Source organism: Xanthomonas sp. NCPPB 3761, from assembly GCF_041475705.2.
In the GTDB taxonomy this organism is placed as follows: domain Bacteria; phylum Pseudomonadota; class Gammaproteobacteria; order Xanthomonadales; family Xanthomonadaceae; genus Xanthomonas; species Xanthomonas phaseoli.
Genome location: NZ_CM191262.1, coordinates 956523 through 977545, shown reverse-complemented (window position 1 = coordinate 977545; position 21023 = coordinate 956523). Strand labels below are relative to the sequence as shown.

Sequence of the window (21023 nt, the reverse complement as noted above, 5' to 3'; positions counted from 1 at the left end):
GCAGCGGCTCACTGGCGGCTCTCCTGCAATGGCGCGGGCTGCGCTGGCGCGGCAGCCGGCGCAGGCGCCAGTGCGGTCGGAATGCCGGCGGAGACTTCATCCACCGGGTCCGGCACCAGCGCCGGATCCGGTTCGGCCGCTTGCGGCTTGGCCACCGGCTGGCCGGTCTTGCCGGCAGCCTGTGCGGCCAGCCACGACTGGATATCGTCCGGCGGCACGTCCATCAGGCGCAGCGCGCCTTCCATCACGCGATGGAACACCGGCGCCGACACCAGACCGCCGTAATACACCTTGCCTTGCGGATCGTTGATCACGATGACGGTGGCAAAGCGCGGGCGCGTGGCCGGCACCAAGCCAGCGAACAGGGCGTTGTAGTGCCCACGCTCGTAGCCGTTGGCGCCATTCTTGCGCGCCGTGCCGGTCTTGCCGGCCACGTGGTACCCCAGAATTGCCGCACCCTTGGCGCCGCCCTGGGTGACCACGGTCTCCATCATGTCGATAACCTGACGCGCCACTTCCGGCGTGATCACCTGACGGGTTTCGTTGTGCTGGCCACGCACGAAGGTCGGCGGAGTGAGTTTGCCGCCGTTGCCCAGCGTAGCGTACGCCTGCGCAATCTGCAGCGGCGTCACCGACAGGCCGTAACCGTAGGACATCGTGGTCTTGGACGGGCCGCTCCAGCGCGACGGCTGCAGTACCACGCCGGCCGATTCGCCGGGAAACCCGCTATGCGGCGCACTGCCGTAACCGAAGTTGCGGATCGACTGGTAGAAGGTCTGGTCCGGCACCTTGGCCGCGATCTTGGCCGCGCCGATGTTCGAGCTGCGGGTGATCACGCCGGTGACGTTGAGCACGCCGTTGTTGCGCGGCACGTCGCGGATGGTGAAGCGCCCCACCGACATGTAGCCGGGGTTGGTGTCGATGACGGTGTCCTTGGTCACCACGCCGGCGGTCAGCGCGGTGGCCACCGTCAGCGGCTTCATCGTCGAACCCGGCTCGACCAGGTCGGTGACCGCCCGGTTGCGGCGCGCCGACGGATTGATGCCGGTCACCGAATTGGGGTTGTAGGTCGGCAGGTTGACCATCGCCAGCACTTCGCCGTTGGCCACGTCCATCACCACCATCGAACCGCCGGCCGCGTTGTTTTCGACCAAGGCGTTACGCAGTTCCTTGTAGGCCAGGAACTGGATGCGGCGGTCGATGCTCAGCGTCAGGTCCTTGCCTGGCTGCGCCGGACGCACCAGGTCCACGCTTTCCACGATGGCGCCGCGCGCATCGCGCACCACCTTCTTGGAGCCGGGCTTGCCGCGCAGCCATTCGTCGAACGCCAGCTCCAGACCTTCCTGGCCGCGGTCGTCGATATTGGTGAAGCCCAGCACGTGGGCCATCGCCTCGCCTTGCGGATAGAAGCGGCGGAACTCGCGCTGCGAGAACACGCCAGGAATCTTCAGATCGACGATCGCATGCGCCTTGTCTGGATTGATCCGGCGCTGCAGGTACATGAATTCCTTGCCGGCTTTCTGTGCCAGCTTGGCGTTCAACTCGTCCAGCGGCTGCCCGAGCGCTTTTGCCAGCTCGGGAATGCGGTCGGGGTTGCGCAGCAGTTCCTGCGGATTGACCCAGATCGATTCCACCGGCGTGGACACCGCCAGCGGCTCGCCGTTGCGGTCGGTGATCATGCCGCGCGAGGTGGCGATGGGCAGTTCGCGCAGGTAACGCGCTTCGCCCTGACGCTGGTAAAAATCGCGATTGACCAGCTGCACGTAGGCCGCGCGCCCGATCAGCGTCACCGAACACAGGCCCAGCGCGATACCGACCAGGGTCAGGCGACCACGGAGATTGAAATTGCTACGGGGGCGGTTGCGACCGGCCTTCATGGCGCACCTCCGTGTGCGCCACCCTGCGGGCGGCTTCGCCGTGCAAAACGGCTGTCCTGCCGTTTTGTCACAGACGCACCTCCATGTGCGCCACCCTGCGGGCGGCTTCGCCGTGCAAAGCGGCTGTCCTGCCGTTTTGTCACAGACGCACCTGCATGTGCGCCGTCCTGGCGGCGACTGCGCCGTGCGAAACGGCTGTTCTGCCGACCGGTCATGGGCGCACCACCACGATGTCGTTGGTCTCCGGGAACTTCATCCCGATGCGCGCACGCGCGACCTGATCGACCCGGTTGCTTTCCGCCCACGTGGCCTGCTCCAGCTGCAGCCGGCCGAATTCGATATTCAGTTCGTCGCGCGTGTGTTCGAGCTTGGACAACTGCACGAACAGCTTGCGATGCATGTGGCGCATGTACACCACCCCGATCGCCGAGGCGATGCTGCAGGCAAGCAGCACGACGAGCAGCAAGCGGCTCATGCGGCGTCTCCTTGAGACGCCGGGAATCGGGAATCGGGAGTCGGGAATCGGGAAGCAGCGGCGCTGTCGCCTTTGCCCATTCCCCATTCCCCATTCCCCATTCCCAGCTTCTCGGCCACCCGCAACACCGCGCTGCGGGCGCGGGGGTTGACGTTCAACTCGGCATCGTCGGCCTTGATCGCGCCGCTGATCAGCTGCAACGTGGGGACGAACGGCTGCGCTTCGGGCAGGCGGCGGTTGCTCGGCGGGGCCTTGGCGTAGCGGGCCATGAATTGCTTGACGATGCGATCTTCCAGCGAATGGAAGCTGATCACCGCCAGCCGGCCGCCCGGCTTGAGCGCGTCCAACGCAGCGTCCAGCCCGGCTTCCAGATCGGCCAGCTCGCGGTTGATGTGGATGCGGATGGCCTGGAAGCTGCGCGTGGCCGGATGCGTCTTGCTGTCGCCGCGCGGCATCACCGATGCGATCAGCTCGGCCAGTTGTGCGGTGCGCAGCAGCGGCTGTTCGTCGCGACGCGCCACGATGGCGCGCGCGATGCGGCGGCTCTGGCGTTCTTCGCCATAGGTCCACAGCACATCGGCGATCTCGCGCTCGCCGGCCTGCGCCAGCCACTGCGCCGCGCTCTGGCCGCCGTCCGGGTCCATGCGCATGTCCAGCGGGCCGTCCTTGCCGAAACTGAAACCACGCCCGGCCACGTCCAGCTGCGGCGAAGACACGCCCAGGTCCAGCAGGATGCCGTCGACGGTGGCCGCGGCGACCACCTGGCCGAGCGTGGCGAAACTGCCGCGATGGATGGACACGCGCGCATCGCCGCCGAAGCTGTGTTCGGCCACTGCGATCGCTTCGGGGTCCTTGTCCATCACCAGCAGTCGACCTCCCGGTCCAAGGTGTTCCAGCACGCCGCGTGCGTGCCCGCCACGCCCGAATGTGCCATCCAGATACGTTCCGTTTTCGGTCACCTGCAGGCCATCCAGAACCTGCGTGTACAGCACCGGCACATGGGCCGCCGGCGGCTGCGACACCGGGTGACCGGGCTGCGCTTCACCGCGCATCCGGGCACCCCGGCTCACAACCTGAGATCGAGCAATTCATCGCCCAGATCCCCGTCAGACAATGTCTGCTGAATCAGTGCGCGATGTGCCTGCTCGCTCCAGAGTTCGAACTTGTCGCCCATGCCCAGCAGCACGGCCTTTTTCTCGATGCCCACCGCATTGCGATGGCTGGCCGGGATGCTCAGACGGCCGTTGGCGTCCAACTCGAGCACCGCCGAAGAACCCACCAGTTTCTGCTGCAGCGTACGGACCACGCGCTGGGTGTTGGGCTTGGACATCACGTCGTCGCGCACCCGCTCCCACTCCTTTTCCGCGTAGAGCCACAGGCATCCGGCTTCGAACGGGTTGTAGGTGAGGACAAGACGATTGCCGCTGACACGCGCAACGAGGTCGCGGTATGCGGTTGGCACCGCCATACGCCCCTTGTCGTCCACCGTGATGGCAGTCTCGCCCTGAAACACCGAATGCAACCTCGAATACCCGCTGGGGGATCATTGAACCACGAAAAACCACAAAACACCTGGTTTTCCCTCCGTTGCCCACCTTAGCAGTGCGTCAAAGGTTGTCAACAGTTTTCAAGGCCGCAAATCGCCAGTTGCATCAATGAGTTGCGGCACTCTTTAGAGACTTGTTCAAAGGTTATCCACAAGTTGCTGTTTCGTCTCATATTTTGAGATTGAACGGAAATTCAGGGCGGTGAAGGCCATGTAAACCCGACTGCCGTCTCACTTCACATTGCGCCAGCGGCGTATCTCAACTGCGCAAACAAGGTGACAATCGGTGGCATGTGCCTGGTCGCCCTTGCCTGGAAAGTCCACCCGCGCTGGCGTTTGCTGCTGGCGGGCAACCGCGACGAATTCCACGCACGTCCCACTGCGGCACTGGCGCGCTGGGCGGCGCCGGCCGACAACGTGCTGGCTGGCCGCGACCTGCGCTCCGGTGGCAGTTGGGTTGGCCTGGGTCGGGATGGACGCGCGGCGGTGGTCACCAACGTGCGTGACCCGCTCGCCACGGCCTCGGGGCGCTCGCGCGGGCATCTGATCGGCGACTATCTATCCGGCAGCCTGAGCGCCACTGCCTACGCCGACGCACTGGCCGGTGCCGCCCACCAGTTCCCACCTTTCAACCTGTTGCTGTGCGACGCCGACCGTTGCGAGCACCTGAGCAACCACCCGCCACTGGCGCGGCAGCTGGCTGCGGGCATCCATGGCATGTCCAACGGGCCGCTGGATGCGCCGTGGCCCAAGACCGCTGCGCTGACCAAGGTGCTGCACCGCTGGTGCGCCGACGGCGATGAAGACCTGCAGCCGTTGTGGACCGCCCTGGGCAATCCGGCCATCGCCGCCGACGCTGCGCTACCGCAGACCGGCGTGGACCTGCCCACCGAACGCCTGCTCTCGGCCGCCTTCATCGGCGGCCCCAGCTACGGGACCCGCGCCAGCACCATCGTTGCGGTGGACCATGACGGCCACGGCTTTATCCACGAACGACGCTTCGGGCCGAATGGGAGTTTCCAGGGCGAGACACGCCTGGAGATCCCTGGCCCGCGTTGACAAGCCACAAGCATGCGCATGGCCGAGAAGTGGACGCACGCACTGCTATCACGAGGCTTCTGCGCCGAAGAAACCGTTGCATCCGACCAGCAAGACCGACCTGGCGGCGCAAGCCCGCGCAATGACCGGCGAGCTCTCGGCAAGTGCGGAAGATCCTTGACCGAGTAAGTCACCAAGGAACGCGACAGCCTCAGCGCGAGCGCGCGTGCGCTGCAACGCGCGGCAAGCGAATGGAAGGCCTTCACCGAGGTGCACAACTCCTTCGCCGACGGGTTTTCCACGCGGTGACCGTCCAGTTCGATGTTCACGCCAATGCCGGCGGACCATCGAAAGACCAGGGCCAGATCATCATCGACGCCCTCGACGCGCTGCTCACCTGCTCGTTCGGCTAGTGCCGTATGCGGCTGCAGGCGTTGCCAATTGCATGCCCCCATTCGCTTGCATGCCCCCATCCGCCCTTCGGGCACCTTCCCCCGCACGCGGTGGAAGGGAGTCGGTCGCGTCGCGAGAGCCTCGACCAACGACCTAAGCCTCGACCAACGGCCTACCTGCAAGCCCCCTTGAGTCAAGGGGGCGCGGCGACAGCCGCGGGGATGTGGAATGCCCGGAGCGGGACTCGCGTTTTGTATCGCCTGCGGCAGTATGAAACGTGGGCGCCTTCGAGAAGGGCGAACGCCGAACGAAGGCGGCGACGCGTAGCGAGAGCTCGACCAACGACCTAAGCCTCGACCAACGGCCTACCTGCAAGCCCCCTTGAGTCAAGGGGGCGCGGCGACAGCCGCGGGGATGTGGAATGCCCGGAGCGGGACCCGCGTTTTGTACCGCCTGCGGCGGTACGAAACGTGGGCGCCTTAGCTTTGGGCGATGCCCAAAGCAAGGCGGCGGAGCCGGCCGGTAAGCCGGGTTCTGTCGTGGACAGTCATTCGTCTAGGCGCTACGTCACCGCAGCGCTCAAGCAACCTACCCGGATCCAGCGCGGGCCACGCCAATGGATCCCTATTTGGTCTTGCTCCAGGTGGGGTTTGCCGTGCCGGTCCGTTACCGGACTCGCGGTGCGCTCTTACCGCACCATTTCACCCTTACCGGCTCCCCGAAGGGAACGTAGGCGGTATCTTTCTGTTGCACTGTCCGTCGGCTTGCGCCGCCCAGGCGTTACCTGGCACCTTGCCCTATGGAGCCCGGACTTTCCTCGGCACTCTTGCGAGTGACGCGACTGTCTGGCCGACTCCGCCGGGGCGCACTATACGCGCTATCGCCAGATGATGCCCCGCCTGCCGTTTTCTTCGGCGTAGAGAACGACACGATCGAACTCGTGCGCAAACGACCATCCAGTCGCCTCCGCTGGTATTGCATGCTGTGCGAGCGAAGGAGCCATCGGACAATAGATCAAGAGTGCGACAGCATCCGCGTGTGCGCGATATCCGCTGATTTTAGTGTTCTTGCGGGTAATGGACTCCGCTACTCGGTCCTTGACCAGAGCGGTTACCTCAAAGTTGCCGCCTGATAAGAGCCCTTCCTGATCGGACGGCCACAACTGCACGTGGCTGACAAACGCCGGAAGCCCGCTTCTCATAACAATGCGCGGCTGCTTCACCCCCGAATGCAGGCGAAGCAGACACTCGATCTGCTCGACGGCCTCCGCAAGTGCGGGAAGCGGACCGTCTGCAAAGCTCAAACTCACTTGCACCTTTGGCAAAAGCCGCGCAATTCGAGGTTTCAGCGCGAGCAGCAGCTTTTCCCTTGCAAGCGCTCGCTCCTGCCCTTCGGAGCGCAACAATCGCGTGATCTCGACGGCGTAGATGGAGCCGTCCGCGATTCGAAAACGAATATCGGCTGCGGGTTCCTTGGGCTGCTCCAGTTCGCTCACAGGCGATGGAAAGGCTTCCGGCCATACATCGAGGACGCACCGAAACTGACGCAACTCCAGCGCCTTCTTCTTGTCTTCGGCAGTCTCTGCGTCAACCATTGCCGCCATACAACGCCTTCCGCGGCGCGCCGGTCAGCTCGGCGGCCAGCTTGGCGGCGGTGGATGGGGGCAGGTGCTCGGCGAGCTTGGCGTAGACGCGACGGCCTTCGGCGAGGTGGCCGTCGGCGGCATCGGCGGCGCCCTGCACCATCACCACGAATTCGCCCTTGCGCTGGTTGTCGTCGGCCTCGATCTGGGCCTGCAGCTGCGCCAGGCTGCCGTCGAGCACGGTTTCGAACAGCTTGGTGAGTTCGCGGGCGATCACTGCCGGACGCTCGTCACCGAAGGCAAGGCGCAGGTCGGCCAACGATTCGACGATGCGGTGGGAGGACTCGTAGAACACCAGGGTGCGGGTCTCGCCGGCCAGCCGCGCCAGGCGCTCGCGGCGGGCGGCGCTCTTGGCCGGCAGGAAGCCTTCGAAACCGAAGCGGTCGCTGGGCAGGCCGGCCACGCTGAGCGCGGCGATCGCGGCGCAGGCGCCGGGCACCGGGCTGACCTTGATGCCGGCGGCACGGGCGGCGCGCACCAACTTGAAACCGGGGTCGCTGACCAACGGAGTGCCGGCGTCGCTGACGATGGCCAGCGACGCGCCTTCGCGCAGGCGCGCCACGATGCGCTCGGACATCGCGTCTTCGTTGTGGTCGTGCAGCGCCAGCAGCGGGCGATCGATGCCGAAATGGCCGAGCAACTGGCGGGTATGGCGGGTGTCTTCGGCGCAGATCGCGGCCACGCCACGCAGCACTTCCTGCGCGCGCGGCGACAGGTCGGCCAGGTTGCCGATCGGCGTGGCGACCACGTGCAGGGTTCCAGGGGACGTCATCAGCGGTGTTCCGGGGGCAAAGGGTAGAATCGTAGCGTTTTTAACGGTCCGCCCCCGGCGGCCCCTGTCCAATGGATCTGAAATGAACAAGCGTGTTGCAAGGATCTCTGCCCTTTCGCTGATGGTGATGCTGGCCGCCGGTTGCGCCACCAGCAGCGTCACGCCAACCGCCTCGCCGACGCAGAGCGCTGCGCTGGCACTGCTGGATCAGGGCAAACCGCGCGACGCCGCGCAGCAGCTGGAAGCCGAGGCCGCCAGTGCCAGCGGTGCGCAGCGCAGCCGGTTGCTGGCGGCCGCGGCGTTCGGCTGGCACGACGCCGGCGACGATGCGCGGGCCCGCACGCTGCTGGCGCAGGTCAACGCGCGCCACCTGAGCGGCGAGGAACGCGCACGCTTCGGGCTGCTCACCGGCGAGCTGGCGGTGCTCGACAAGCAGGGCGCGCAGGCGTTGCAGGCCTTGGGCGACAGCCCGCAGGGGCTGACCCAGCCGCTGCAGACGCGCTGGCTGGTGGCCCGCGCTGCGGCGCTGGAAGCCACCGGCGACCTGTTCGGTGCCGCCGCAGACCGCGCGCGCGCCGATGCCAGCCTGACCGGCACCGCGCGCAGCGACAACCAGCGCGCCATCGTGCGCCTGCTTGCCGCGCTCGACGACGCCACCCTCAAGGGCCGCACCGCTGCGCTGCCGGCCGGCGACCCGTTGTACAACTTTGCCGGGCGCGCGTTGATCAGCCGCGGCCTGGCGTTGCCGCGCGCCTTCGAGCGCGATGCGCAGTGGGGCTTCGATACCAGCAAGCGCCCGCCGGCCGAGCGCGATGGCTACCGCCCACCGGTCAAGCTGGGCGTGCTGCTGCCGATCACCGGCAACCTGGCCACCGCCGCCGCGCCGGTACGCGATGGCCTGCTGGCTGGCTACTACGCCGAAACCCGCCGCCGCCCGGAGGTGCAGTTCTTCGACACCGCCGGCACCGCCGCCGGTGCCAATGCCGCCTACGACAAGGCAGTAAACGCTGGTGTCGATTACGTGGTCGGCCCGTTGGGGCGCGACGAAGTCAGCGCATTGTTCGCCCGTGGCCAGCTCGCGGTGCCGGTACTGGCACTCAACCGGCCGAGCGACAACAAGGCCCCGCCCACCGGCAGTGCAGGCTTCTCGCTGGCGCCAGAAGACGACGGCATCATGGCCGCCGAATACCTGCTCTCGCGCGAACGCCGCAACGTGCTGATCGTCGGCACCAGCGACGACAACGGCAAGCGCACCATCAAGGCCTTCCGCGACCGCTTCAGCGAACGCGGCGGCACGGTGGCCGGCAGCATCAGCGTGGCCGATGCGCCGGGCGACATCGGCGCGCAGCTGCGCAACTACGGCACCGCCGACGCGGTGTTCCTGGCAGTACGCGGCAACACCGCCCGTGCGCTGGCGCCGCAGCTGGCGTTGGCCGGGTTCGCCGGCAAGTCGCGCGTGGGCACCTCGCAACTGGTGGCCGGCACCGGCAAGGCCGAAGACGATCTGGCGCTGGATGGCATCGTCTACCCGAGCGAAACCTGGACCGCCCTGGGCGTGTCCGGCCTGCCGGCGGTCAGCCAGGTGGCCAGCACCCTGCCCAGTGCACGCGGCCCGGCTGCCCGCCTGTTCGCGTTCGGCTACGACGCCTGGAAGATCACGGCATACCTGGAAAAACTCGCCACCGGCACCGATGGCGGCCTGCGCGGCGCCACCGGCACCCTGCACCTGGATGGCTTCGGCAATGTGTTGCGCACGCCGGCCTGGTCCACCTTCAGCGGTGGCCGCCCGACGCCGATCGCCGACGGCCGCTGAGCCATGCCGGCGGCGCGCCAGCAGCGTGGTGCGGCGGTCGAGGCGGCCGCACGCGCGCTGTTGGAGCAGGCCGGGCTGCGACTGGTGGTCGGCAACGCCAACTACCGCGGCGGCGAACTGGATCTGGTGATGCGCGACGGGCCATCGCTGGTGTTCGTGGAAGTGCGTTACCGGCGCGACGACCGCTTCGGCGGCGGCGCGGCATCGGTGGACTGGCGCAAACGTCGCAAGCTGGTGCTGGCCGCGCAGTTGTTTCTCGGCGCTCACCCGGCCCTGGCCGCGCTGCCGTGCCGCTTCGATGTGATCGATGCCAGCGGCGAACCGCCGATACTGCACTGGATCCGCGACGCATTCCGCGCCGACGATTGCTGACCGCCACCGACGCTCACGCCAACGTTTTATGCCAACCATCATGACCCACGCAGCCGTGCCATTGGCGCTGTGGTGCGCCAGTGAACGCGGCCGCATATCGCCACGCCTGCTCGCGGCCGGCATGGCGACGGCGATGCTGCCCGATGCCGATGTACTGGCGTTCGCGCTGCACATTCCCTACGCCGATGCGTTCGGCCATCGCGGTGCCAGCCACTCGCTGCTGTTTGCCGCCGTGATGGCGTTGCTCGGCGTTGCATTACATCGCCTGTTGCGAGCGGACGCCGTGCAGGCGTCCATGTTTTTGTTCGTCTGCACCGCATCGCACCCGCTGCTGGATGCGATGACCTCCGGCGGCCTGGGCGTGGCGCTGGGTTGGCCGTGGAGCCAGACGCGCTGGTTCGCACCATGGCGGCCGATTCGGGTGTCGCCATTTGCGAGCGGCTTCTTCAATGCGCGCGGCCTGGACACGCTGCTCTCCGAGCTGCGCTGGGTCTGGTTGCCGCTCACCGTCGCCGTGCTGGGGTGGAAATGCATCCAGCGCGCGGCACCACAGGATCGCATGTCATGACCGATGTAATTCCTACCGCACTTGCCGAGTCGTTGGCCGCGCGCCTGGGGCCTGATGGCTGGTTGACCGGCGAGAATGCGCGCCGCCGCTACGGCGAAGACGATTCGCGCCGCTGGGCATTGCCTGCTGCCGTCGCCTTGCCGCACGACACCGATGCGGTGGTGGCGATCGTGCAGGCCTGCCGTGCGCACGGCGTGCCGATCGTGGCGCGCGGCGCCGGCACCGGCACCACCGGCGCGGCAGTGCCGTTTTCCGGCGGCGTGGTGGTGTCGATGGCGCGCATGAACCAGATTGTGGCCCTGCGTCCGCAAGACCGCTGCGCGGTGGTGCAACCGGGCTTGCTCAATGGCGACCTGCAACAGGCGCTGCAGCCGCACGGATTGTTCTGGCCGCCGGACCCGTCCAGTGCGGAGATCTGCAGCGTCGGCGGCAATCTATCCACCAACGCCGGCGGCCCGCGCGCGGTGAAGTACGGCGCCACCCGCGACAACGTGCTCGGCCTGGTCGCAGTGACCGGCACCGGCGAGGTGATCCGCTGCGGCGGCGCGTACACCAAGAATTCCACCGGTTACGACCTCACACATCTATTGGTCGGCAGCGAGGGCACCCTGGCGATCATCGTCGAGGCGACCTTGAAGCTGACCCCGCGCGCAGTTGCGCAAGCCGGCTTGCGCGCGCTGTATCGCGATGCGTCGAGCGCCGCAGCCGCAGTGTCGCGGCTCATGGCGCAACCGACCACGCCCACCATGCTGGAATTCATGGATGCCAGCGCGATTGCGCTGCTACGCCGCAATGGCAGCGATGTGCCTGACTCCGGCGCCATGCTGTTGATCGAAGCCGACGGCGATCACGACACCTTGCCCTACGCGCTGCAGGCCCTGCATGACGCAGCCGATGGCGAGGGTGTGTTGAGCCTGGACGTGGCCGCCGATGGCAGTGCGCGCGACAAGCTGTGGGCCGCGCGCCGCGCCTTGTCGCCTGCCCTGCGCACCATCAAGCCGGGCAAGATCAACGAAGACGTGGTGGTGCCGGTGTCGCGCATCCCCGAACTGGTTGCCGGCGTGGAAGCGCTTGCCGCCGAATTCGCACTGCCTATCGTCGCCTTCGGCCATGCCGGCAACGGCAACCTGCATGTCAACATCATGTACGACCCGGACGATGCCAGCGAAAACGCCCGCGCGCATGCTGCATTGCCACGGCTGTTCGCATTAGTGCTATCGCTGGAAGGCACCCTTTCCGGCGAACACGGCATCGGCGTGGCCAAGCGCGATTTCATGAGCCAGGCCTTCAGCGCAGCAACACTGGCCGCCATGCGCGCGATCAAGACCGCGCTGGACCCGGATGGGATCTTGAATCCGGGCAAGGTGTTGCCTTCATCGCCCGCGCAGTGACAGTCCGATGGAGCCTCACGCCATGAACCAGACTCTTCGGAACGCGCTCGATCCACACCGCAACCAGGCGATGGAACGGTTGCCGACCGCACGCGATGCGTTCCACTACAGCGCCGCTGGCTATGCGCTGCTGACCGCGCCGGAAACCGGTCCGGACATCGCGCGGCATCGCATCCATATCACCGAATCGGGCTTTACCATTACCCAAGGCGACGCTCCACCCGGACCGACCCGTAACGGTTACCGCATCACCTTCAGCGCTGCCGTGCACGCTGGCCTGGCGCGTTCGACGATGGACGCGGCCTATGCGCGCATGTTCTCGGAGAGCGTGGCGGCCACTGCGGATTACGCTGCGGCAAAGAACGAATTCAATAATTTGCGCGACCAAGACTGGTTCGCCTTCGCAATGCACCTACGCAACGCCTTCAGCCACAACAACGCCTGGAACTTCGGCAGCAAAAGCAAGCTTCCTGTCCGATGGCGCAGCTTTACCATTGACGCTGCAATGGCCGGACTTCCACTCAACGATTTCCTTCCCTGGTACCACGGACTGCAGCTGTGCGCGCAGATGATCCTGTACGTCGAAGGCATCGTCGATTACCGGCAGCAACACGTTGCGTGATGCCGGCAACCACCTACGCCCGGCGCACCTGATTCGCTCAACGCATCCCCCCGATAAACCGCAACCCCACGCCCGGCTCGGTGACGATGTAGTGCGGGTCGGCCGCATCGTCCTGCAGTTTCTGGCGCAATTTGCCGACCAGGATGCGCAGGTAGTGGGTGTCTTCTTCGTGCGTGGGGCCCCACACTTCGCGCAACAACTGCGGTTGGGTGACCACGCGGCCGGCGTGTTTCAGCAGCAGTGCGAGCAAGGCGTATTCCTTGCGGCTCAGCGGCACGGGCTCGCCGTCGAGGGTGACCTCGCGCAGGCCCAGATGGATATGCAGCCGGCCATCGTCGAACACGCTTTCTTCCACCGTGCTGCCGGCGCCGGCCTGGCGCAGCAGCGCGCGGATGCGGGCCATCAGTTCCTGCACGCCGAAGGGTTTGGTGACGTAGTCGTTGGCACCGGCATCGAGCGCGGCGACCTTTTCGGTTTCGCCGGCGCGCACGGTGAGCATGATCACCGGCACGTTGGACCACTGGCGGATCTCGCGCAGCACTTCATGCCCATCGCGATCGGGCAGGCCGATGTCCAGCACCACCAGTTCGGCGCCCTGCCCGGCCAGCAAGGCCAGGCCTTCTTCGCCGGTACCGGCCTGCAGCACGCGGTAGCCCTGCGCACGCAGGCTGATATCGAGGAAACGACGGATCTGCGGCTCGTCGTCGACGATCAGCACGCGGGCGGGCGGGATGGCGGTGAGGTCAGTCGGCATCGGGGCGAGGTGGCGCGGCGGGAACGAGCAGCGGCAGCGTAATGCGGATTGTGGTGCCGTGACCATGCGCGCCTGCCAATGCCTCCACGCTACCCCCGTGTGCGCCGATCATGCCCTGGCAGATGGCAAGACCCAAGCCGGTGCCGTTGCGCCCGCGGTCACCGCGCTCCACGCTGTAGAACATGTCGAAGATCCGCGCGCGCTCGTCTTCGGGAATGCCCGGCCCCTGGTCGCCGATGTCGATCTGCAATGCGCCGGCGCGCAGCTGTGCCTGCACGGTCACCGGCACGCCGGCTGGCGAAAATTTCGCCGCATTTTCCAGCACGTTGAAGATGGCCTGTTCCACCAGCGCCGGGTGCACCCAGATCGCCGGCAGGTCGGCGGCCAGGTGCAGTTGCAGGCGCACCTCCGGCTGGTAGCGCTGCAGGCGGCGGGTGGCCGAGCCGATCAATTCGTCGACGCCGATCCAGTCGCGATTCAAGGTCAGGCCGGTGTGGCCAAGCCGGGTCATGTCCAGCAGGTTCTGGATGTAGCGATCCAGCCGCTCGCCTTCGAGCTGGATGGTGTCGAGCAGGCTGTGGCGGTCGTGCGCGTCCATCGCATCGCCGTAGCTGGCCAGGCTGCTGGCCGAGCCGATCATCGAGGCCAGCGGCGAGCGTAGATCGTGCGAAACCGACGAGAGCAAGGCCGAACGCAGGCGCTCGGTTTCGCCACTGACGCGCGCACCCTCCAGATCGGCGACCAGGCGCGTGCGCAACGCGGCCTGGCCGATGTCTTCCACCATCGCTTCTGCCAGGCGGCGTTGTTCCAGGCCGGGCCGTTGCAGAGCCTGCCGAAAGCGCAGCGCGGCCACCCCCAGGGTGCCGCGCTCGTGGCGCACCGGCAGGCACCACCACTGCGCCCCGGCCAGGGTGTCGGTGAAGCGTCCGGCGGGCTGGCCGTGGCGCTGGGCCCAATCGGCGGCGCTGCGATCGAGCGCACCGAGGCTGGTGGGCGCGTCGCTTTCGCGCTGCTCCAGGCGCAGCCAGACGTCGGCATCCAGCGCAGTGGTCAGCGCGCGACGGCCGGCTTCCAGCACCTGCCCCAGATCGGCGGCGGTGCTGAGCTGGCGGCCCAGCGCCTGCAACGCGTTGGCGTGCGCATTGGCCGCGCGCAAGGCCAGTACCTGGCTACGCAGGCGCGAGGCCAGCCGGCCGGCGACCAGCGCGGCGATCAGGAACAGGCACACCGTCACCACGCCCTGGCGCGCGCTGATCTGCAAGGTGAAACGCGGTTCGATGAAGAAGAAGTTGTAGGCGACAAAACTCAGCAATGCGGCAACCACCGCAGCGGCCATGCGCGTGCGCGAGGCCACCAGCACCACCGCGACGATGAACACCATCGACAGGTCGTCGATGTCGGTCCAGCGTTGCAGCAACCACGCCACCCCCACCGCGCCCGCTGCGGCGATCGCAGCGAACGCCATGTCGTAACGCTGCAGCCATTGGCGCGGATTGCGCCAGCGTTTGCGCGCACGTGCGCGCGCATCGGCGGAGCTGACGATGACCAATTCGTAATGCGCGCCACGTTGCAGCAATTGCTGGGTCAGCGTGCGGTTGAACATGCGCGCCAGCGGGCGCTCGCGGGTGCGCCCCAGCACCAGGGTGGAGATGCCGTTTTGCGAAGCGAAATCCAGCAAGGCATCGGCCACGTTGGCGCCGTGCAGCAGCGCGGTGTCGCCACCGAGACGATGGGCGAGCGCGAATGCGCGATCGATTTCCAGCTGCCAGGCCGCATCGGCCACGGTGCGGGTCTGTACGGTGACCACCGTCCACGGTGCATCGCGCCGCTCCGACAGGCGCCGCGCTACGCGCACCAGATAATCCGAGCTGCCACGGCCATCGATGGCCACCACTACGCGGCGTCGCAACGCGGCGGTGCCAGGCAGGCCGCGCGCGGCCTGGGTATCGCGCAGATCGCTGTCGACGCGGTCGGCGGCGGTCTGCATCGCCAGCTCGCGCAACGCGGTGAGGTTGGAAGGCGAGAAAAACGCCTGCAACGCCTGCGTGGCCTGCTCGGGCAGATACACCTTGCCCTGCTGCAGGCGTTCGATCAGCTCACGTGGCGGCAGGTCCACCAGCACGATGTCGCGCAGGCGGTCGAACACGGCATCGGGCACGGTCTCGGACACGCGCACGCCGGTGATGCGCAGCACGATGTCGTTGAGGCTTTCCAGGTGCTGGATGTTGACCGTGGTGTAGACGTCGATGCCGGCATCGAGCAGCTCCACGATGTCTTGCCAGCGCCGCTCGTGGCGGCTGCCCGGCACGTTGCGGTGCGCCAGCTCGTCGATCAGGGCCAGCCGCGGCTTGCGCGCCAGCAAGGCATCCAGATCCAGTTCCTCCAGCATGCGGCCCTGGTAGCTGACCCGGGCCCGCGGCAGCAGCGGCAAGCCTTCCAGCAGCGCCGCGGTTTCGCTGCGCCCGTGCGTTTCCACCACGCCGGCCACCACATCCATGCCCTGGCGCAGGCGCTCGCGCGCCCGCGATAACATGGCGTAGGTCTTGCCGACCCCGGGCGCGGCGCCCAGGAACACCGTCAGCCGCCCACCGTGTTCGCGCTGTAATTCGCCGATCAGGGCGTCGGCTTGCTGGGTGCGGGCGTCGTTCATCGAGAATCGAGAATCGGGAATCGGGAATCGGGAATCGGGAATCGCAGAGCGTACAGCTGCGTGATGTTCCTAGTGCGCTTGCTTCACACCATTGGCCATTCCCGGCTCCCCATTCCCAGCTCCATCAAGCGCCAGATTCAACGCCAACACATTCACCCGCGGCTGCCCAAGCAGTCCGAACTGTGGCGCTTCGGTCGCCGCTTGCACGAGCGCAGCAACGCGTTGCTCGGGCCAGCCGCGTGCGGCGGCCACGCGGCAGATTTGCACCTGTGCGCCGGCCGGGCTCAGGTGCGGGTCCAGGCCACTGCCGGATTGCGTCAGCAGCTCGCCCGGTACGGCCTCTGGCGCGATACCGTCGCGTGCGGCCACTTGCGCACGCGTGGTCGCGATACGGGCCAGCAAATCAGGATTGGAGCGGGCCTGGTTGCTGCCGGCTGCGGCGGTGAGGTCGTACTTGGCCGCCGACGGCCGCGGCTGGAAATAGCGCGCATCGGTAAACGGCTGGGCCACCAGCGCCGAACCAACCACGCGCGCATCGACGCGCACCAGCGAGCCGGTGGCCTGCTCGGAGAACAGCGCCCCGGTAATGCCGGTGGCGATCAGCGAATAGGCCAGACCCAACCCGAACAAGGTGAACACCGCGAGCATCAGCGAACCGCGCAGGACACCGTCGTCGCGTAACGGCAAGGAAGAAGACATGGACATGTTCCCGGAAGTAGAAAGGGGCTTCACACGCAACTCAGGCGCCGAAGACGGCGACCAGCGCCAGATCGATCACTTTGATTGCAGCGAACGGCAGCAACACGCCACCCACGCCGTAGATCAGCATGTTCCGGCGCAGCAGCGCGGTAGCGCTGGAAGGACGAAAACGCACGCCGCGCAATGCCAGCGGAATCAATGCCGGAATGATCAACGCATTGAAGATCAGGGCCGCCAGCACCGCATGGCGCGGGCTGGAGAGCTGCATCACGTTGAGCGCGGCCATCGACGGGATGGCGGCGGCAAACAGCGCCGGCAGGATCGCGAAGTACTTGGAAACGTCGTTGGCCAGCGAGAAGGTGGTCAACGCGCCACGCGTGATCAGCTGCTGCTTGCCCACTTCCACCACCGCCAGCAGCTTGGCCGGATCCGAATCCAGATCCACCATGTTGCCGGCTTCCTTGGCCGCCTGCGTGCCGGAGTTCATCGCCAGGCCCACGTCGGCCTGCGCGAGCGCCGGGGCGTCGTTGGTGCCGTCGCCGACCATCGCCACCAACCGTCCGCCTGTCTGTTCGGCACGGATGCGTGCCAGCTTGTCTTCCGGGCGGGCCTGGGCGATGTAGTCGTCCACGCCGGCTTCGGCGGCGATTGCGGCAGCGGTGAGCGGATTGTCGCCGGTGATCATCACCGTCTTGATGCCCATCGCACGCAACTGCGCGAACTTTTCCTTGATGCCCTGCTTGACCACGTCGCTCAACTCGACCACACCCAGCACATGCCGGCCCTCGGCCACCACCAACGGTGTGGCACCGTCACGTGCGACTTCCTCGATACGGCCCTGCAGCTCCGGCGAGACCGTCGCGCCCTGCGCCTGCACATACGCCACGATCGCATCGCCGGCGCCCTTGCGGATGCTGCGCCCGCCGATATCGACACCGGACATGCGCGTCTGCGCGGTGAACGCGATGAAGTGAGACACCCCGCGCATGGATGCGCGGTCTGTTGCGGAGGGATCCGCATTCGGTTGCGCCTCTGCTTCCACTGCGACCGCACCTTGCTGACGCGCCAGCTTGACGATGGATTTGCCTTCCGGCGTGGGGTCGGCCAGCGAGGCGAGCATGGCCGCATCGCGCAGTTGCGTGCGGTCCACGCCAGCCAGCGGATGGAACGCGGTGGCCTGGCGGTCGCCGTAGGTAATGGTGCCGGTCTTGTCGAGCAGCAGCACATCCACGTCGCCGGCCACTTCCACCGCCTTGCCGGATTTGGCCAATACATTGGCCGACAGCGCGCGGTTCATGCCGGCGATACCGATCGCCGGCAACAGCCCGCCGATGGTGGTCGGGATCAGGCACACCAGCAACGCGATCAGCAGCAGCGGATCCAGCGTGACACCGACAAAGCCCGCAATCGCCGGCAACGATGCCACCACGATCAAGAACGTCAGCGTCATCGCGGCCAGCAACAAGGTCAGCGCGATTTCGTTCGGCGTCTTCTGCCGGTTGGCGCCTTCCACCAAGGCAATCATGCGATCGAGAAAGCTGTGCCCGGGCTCGGCGGTGACCTTGAACACGATCTCGTCAGAGAGCACACGGGTACCACCGATCACGCCGCTGCGATCGGTGCCGGCCTCGCGCAGTACCGGCGCCGATTCGCCGGTCACCGCCGCTTCGTTGATGGTGGCAACACCGCGCACGATCTCGCCATCGGCCGGCACGAATTCGCCTTCGGACACCATGACGTAATCGCCCGGACGCAACTCCGCTGCCGGCACGCGCGTTTCGCGGCCACCGAGTGCGGTTTCCACCCTGCGTGCCACCAGGTCCTTGCGCGCACGCCGTAGCGACGCCGCCTGGCCGCGGCCGCGCGCTTCGGCAATGGCTTCGGCAAAATTGCCGAACAGCACGGTGACGAACAGGATCGCCGTCACCGCCCAGCCGAAGCCCGCATGCGAATGCCCGCTGGCGGTGATCACCGCCGCCAACACCGTGCCACCCATCACTACCGCCATCACCGGGCTGCGCAGCAGATGCCGCGGCGCCAACTTGGCAAAGGCCGCACGCATCGCCGCAACCAGCACGGCGGCATCGAACAACGCTGCGTCACCGCGCGCGCGTTTTTCAGTCGTATCGATCGTAGACATTGCTCAAAACTCTCAGGACGCCGCCAGGGCGAGGTGTTCAGCGATAGGACCCAGCACCAGTGCCGGCATGAACTGCAGCACGGTCAGCACGATCACGATTGCCATCAGGGTCAGCGCAAAGGTGGGTGTTTCGACCTGCAGGCTGCCGGCCGACTCCGGCGCACGCCGCTTGACTGCCATGCGTGCGGCCACCATCAACGGCAGGATCAATGCCGGATACCGGCCCAGCGCCAGCACCACCGAGCAGCTCAGATTCCACCAGTACGTGGCATCGCCCAGACCTTCGAAACCCGAGCCGTTGTTGGCGAATGCAGAGGTGTACTCGTAGAACACCTGGCTGATGCCATGGAAGCCGGGGTTGGAATTGGCAGTCAATGCCGGTAGTGCCAGCGCCACTGCGGTAAAGCCCAACACCACCAGCGGCTGCAGCAGGATCAACAGCGCCAGCAACTGCACTTCGCGCGATTCGATCTTGCGGCCGAACAACTCCGGCGTGCGTCCGGTCATCAAACCGGCCAGGAACACGCTCAGCAACAGATACACCACGAACTGCTGCAGACCACAGCCGATGCCGCCCCAGATGGCGTTGATCAGCATGTCGACCAGCGTGACCAGGCCACTCAACGGCGCCAACGAATCGTGCATCGCATTGACCGAACCATTGGAGGTCTGCGTGGTCAACGCCGCCCACAATGCAGAGGCATCGGCACCGATGCGCACTTCCTTGCCTTCCATCAGCGCCGGCGAGTTCGCGCTGGCCGAATGCGCTTCGGACCACAGCAACAATGCGGTGGACGCGGCCGACATCGTCAACATCGTGCCGAACACCAACGCCGTCAGCCGCTTGCGCCCGGTCAGATAGCCGACCATGAACACCACGCTCATCGGCAGCAGGACCAACGCGAGCGTTTCGAGCAGATTGCTCAACGGCGTGGGGTTTTCCAGCGCCACCGAACTATTGGGGCCATACCAGCCACCGCCATTGGTGCCGAGCTGTTTCACCGCCACCATCGCTGCAACCGGACCCACCGCAATGGTCTGCTTGGGCATGCCCGCGCTGCTATCCAACGGCGTCGCGGTCGCCGCGCCCTGCAAGGTCGACGGCACGCCCTGCCAGCCAAGCAGCACAGTCCACAGCAGGCACAGCGGCAACAACACGCGCACGCTGGAGCGAATCACGTCGGCCCAGTAATTGCCGACGTCTGCGTCAGGCAGGGCTTCCAATCCCGACCCGCCGTGCTGGCGCCCTGGACGCGTCAGTTCCGGCTCCGATGCCTCCATCACGGCCATCGCCTCCGAAACCGGTGCAGCAATCGACGGCTGTTTGGCTGCACGTCCACCGAACAACGCCCGCAGCGTCGCCACCGCCAACGCCAAGCCCATCATCGGCGTCACCACCTGCAGGCCGACGATGCCGGTCATCTGCGCCAGATACGACAACTGCGCCTGGCCAGAATAGTGCTGCTGGTTGGTATTGGTGAGAAACGACACCATGGTGTGCAGCGCGGTGTCCCAGCGCATGTTGGGGATGGCGTCCGGGTTGAACGGCAGCCACGCCTGGGTCATGAACACCACCCAGGTCAGCAGACCGACGACCAGGTTGCTGAGCAGAAATGCCATGCTGTACCCGCGCCACGACATGCCCTGCTGCGGACGCGTGCCAAGCAAGGCGTACAACGGCCGTTCGATCCAGCCGAACAGCACGTCGCTGCGCATCGGTGCACCGCGCATCACGGCAGCCAGATAACGGCCCAGAGGCCACGCCAGCACGATGGCCAGCGCGTACACAAGAAAAGTTTCAGTCATTGGAGCGCACTCGGATCAGAAGTCTTCGGGCCGCAGCACCACGTACAGCAGGTACGCAGCAGCAACGAGTACGGCCACGCCGCACAACAGGGACAACCAGGCAGGCATGTCGGTCACTCCCCTATCTGCGCGCACGGCGGCGCGGTAAGTGCGATGTGCAACGGCATAGGACGCGTGTGCGTGCCAACATGGCAAAGCGCTGCCGCACCGTGCGCGCAGCGCCGATGGAGCAGACAGGTCAAGGGATGCATCGGAATCGTCCACGGCGGAACCGCTCCGCCAACCTGCGCAGTCTCTGCCTGGGCCGCGTAAAGTCGCTATGGACCTGAATTGGCCATCGCGTAAATTCCGCATAAATCACCCGTAGCGGCTGATCTCGGGGGTCTTGGCCGCAGGCCAAGGCCCGCGAAGATCAGGTAGCGGTAAACGAGAAGCGTCACGAGCGGTGCTGCCCCCTGTACCTTC

General features: G+C 66.5%; 18 protein-coding genes, 1 other RNA gene and 1 pseudogene. 7 read left to right on the top strand and 13 right to left on the bottom strand.

Annotation, left to right across the window (positions count from 1 at the left end; translation table 11 throughout):
- Positions 1–8: 8 nt before the first annotated feature.
- The 4 genes from ACCQ00_RS04170 to mraZ form a co-directional block, all read right to left on the bottom strand.
- The gene (locus tag ACCQ00_RS04170) at positions 9–1877 is read right to left on the bottom strand and encodes a peptidoglycan D,D-transpeptidase FtsI family protein (RefSeq protein ID WP_039569364.1); all 1869 of its coding nucleotides are present in this window, start codon (positions 1875–1877) and stop codon (positions 9–11) included.
- A gap of 211 nt (positions 1878–2088) precedes the next feature.
- Complete coding sequence (gene ftsL / locus ACCQ00_RS04165; protein WP_005910928.1) at positions 2089–2352, bottom strand: cell division protein FtsL; 264 nt, start codon at positions 2350–2352, stop codon at positions 2089–2091.
- Complete coding sequence (rsmH, locus tag ACCQ00_RS04160) at positions 2349–3404, bottom strand: 16S rRNA (cytosine(1402)-N(4))-methyltransferase RsmH (RefSeq protein WP_039569360.1); 1056 nt, start codon at positions 3402–3404, stop codon at positions 2349–2351. The genes ftsL and rsmH overlap by 4 nt, the downstream gene beginning before the upstream one ends.
- Positions 3405–3418: 14 nt before the next feature.
- Complete coding sequence (mraZ, locus tag ACCQ00_RS04155) at positions 3419–3865, bottom strand: division/cell wall cluster transcriptional repressor MraZ (RefSeq protein WP_003485296.1); 447 nt, start codon at positions 3863–3865, stop codon at positions 3419–3421.
- Between the two features lie 324 nt (positions 3866–4189).
- Between mraZ and ACCQ00_RS04150 the strand changes: the two genes are divergently transcribed.
- Positions 4190–4957 (top strand): NRDE family protein, encoded by a 768-nt coding sequence (locus tag ACCQ00_RS04150; protein WP_039569359.1) that lies wholly within the window; start codon positions 4190–4192, stop codon positions 4955–4957.
- Positions 4944–5245 (top strand): annotated as a pseudogene (locus ACCQ00_RS04145) (type II toxin-antitoxin system CcdA family antitoxin). Before ACCQ00_RS04150 ends, ACCQ00_RS04145 begins: the two are co-directional and overlap by 14 nt.
- Positions 5246–5836: 591 nt before the next feature.
- Here the strand turns inward: ACCQ00_RS04145 and rnpB are convergent.
- From rnpB to rsmI, 3 genes are all read right to left on the bottom strand, one after another.
- An RNA gene (rnpB, locus tag ACCQ00_RS04140) (RNase P RNA component class A) lies at positions 5837–6186 on the bottom strand.
- 20 nt (positions 6187–6206) lie between these two features.
- Positions 6207–6434: a hypothetical protein gene (locus ACCQ00_RS04135; RefSeq protein WP_180301580.1), complete on the bottom strand. Its 228-nt coding sequence runs from the start codon at positions 6432–6434 to the stop codon at positions 6207–6209.
- A gap of 481 nt (positions 6435–6915) precedes the next feature.
- Positions 6916–7743 (bottom strand): 16S rRNA (cytidine(1402)-2'-O)-methyltransferase, encoded by an 828-nt coding sequence (gene rsmI, locus ACCQ00_RS04130; RefSeq protein WP_039574524.1) that lies wholly within the window; start codon positions 7741–7743, stop codon positions 6916–6918.
- Between the two features lie 121 nt (positions 7744–7864).
- Between rsmI and ACCQ00_RS04125 the strand changes: the two genes are divergently transcribed.
- From ACCQ00_RS04125 to ACCQ00_RS04105, 5 genes are all read left to right on the top strand, one after another.
- Positions 7865–9556: a penicillin-binding protein activator gene (locus tag ACCQ00_RS04125; RefSeq protein WP_017156731.1), complete on the top strand. Its 1692-nt coding sequence runs from the start codon at positions 7865–7867 to the stop codon at positions 9554–9556.
- Between the two features lie 3 nt (positions 9557–9559).
- Positions 9560–9928, top strand: coding sequence for a YraN family protein (locus tag ACCQ00_RS04120; protein ID WP_017156730.1), 369 nt, complete (start codon positions 9560–9562; stop codon positions 9926–9928).
- A gap of 28 nt (positions 9929–9956) precedes the next feature.
- Positions 9957–10496, top strand: a complete 540-nt coding sequence (locus tag ACCQ00_RS04115) for a metal-dependent hydrolase (RefSeq protein WP_017160277.1) — start codon at positions 9957–9959, stop codon at positions 10494–10496.
- Entirely contained in the window at positions 10493–11887 is a 1395-nt protein-coding gene (locus ACCQ00_RS04110; RefSeq protein WP_039574525.1) for an FAD-binding oxidoreductase, read from the top strand. The genes ACCQ00_RS04115 and ACCQ00_RS04110 overlap by 4 nt, the downstream gene beginning before the upstream one ends.
- A gap of 70 nt (positions 11888–11957) precedes the next feature.
- A complete protein-coding gene (locus ACCQ00_RS04105) occupies positions 11958–12509 on the top strand; it encodes a hypothetical protein (protein ID WP_372354137.1) in 552 nt (183 codons plus the stop codon).
- Between the two features lie 37 nt (positions 12510–12546).
- On the opposite strand, the gene ACCQ00_RS04100 is transcribed toward ACCQ00_RS04105, so the two are convergent.
- The 6 genes from ACCQ00_RS04100 to ACCQ00_RS04075 form a co-directional block, all read right to left on the bottom strand.
- Positions 12547–13263, bottom strand: coding sequence for a response regulator (locus ACCQ00_RS04100; protein WP_017156726.1), 717 nt, complete (start codon positions 13261–13263; stop codon positions 12547–12549).
- Positions 13253–15913, bottom strand: a complete 2661-nt coding sequence (locus tag ACCQ00_RS04095; protein ID WP_039574528.1) for a DUF4118 domain-containing protein — start codon at positions 15911–15913, stop codon at positions 13253–13255. Before ACCQ00_RS04095 ends, ACCQ00_RS04100 begins: the two co-directional genes overlap by 11 nt.
- Positions 15914–15982: 69 nt before the next feature.
- Entirely contained in the window at positions 15983–16612 is a 630-nt protein-coding gene (gene kdpC / locus ACCQ00_RS04090; protein WP_039574532.1) for a potassium-transporting ATPase subunit KdpC, read from the bottom strand.
- Positions 16613–16652: 40 nt separating this feature from the next.
- Positions 16653–18752, bottom strand: a complete 2100-nt coding sequence (gene kdpB, locus ACCQ00_RS04085; RefSeq protein WP_372354070.1) for a potassium-transporting ATPase subunit KdpB — start codon at positions 18750–18752, stop codon at positions 16653–16655.
- Positions 18753–18764: 12 nt separating this feature from the next.
- A complete protein-coding gene (gene kdpA / locus ACCQ00_RS04080; RefSeq protein WP_039574535.1) occupies positions 18765–20558 on the bottom strand; it encodes a potassium-transporting ATPase subunit KdpA in 1794 nt (597 codons plus the stop codon).
- Between the two features lie 15 nt (positions 20559–20573).
- A complete protein-coding gene (locus ACCQ00_RS04075) occupies positions 20574–20666 on the bottom strand; it encodes a potassium-transporting ATPase subunit F (protein ID WP_006452907.1) in 93 nt (30 codons plus the stop codon).
- Positions 20667–21023 lie beyond the last annotated feature (357 nt).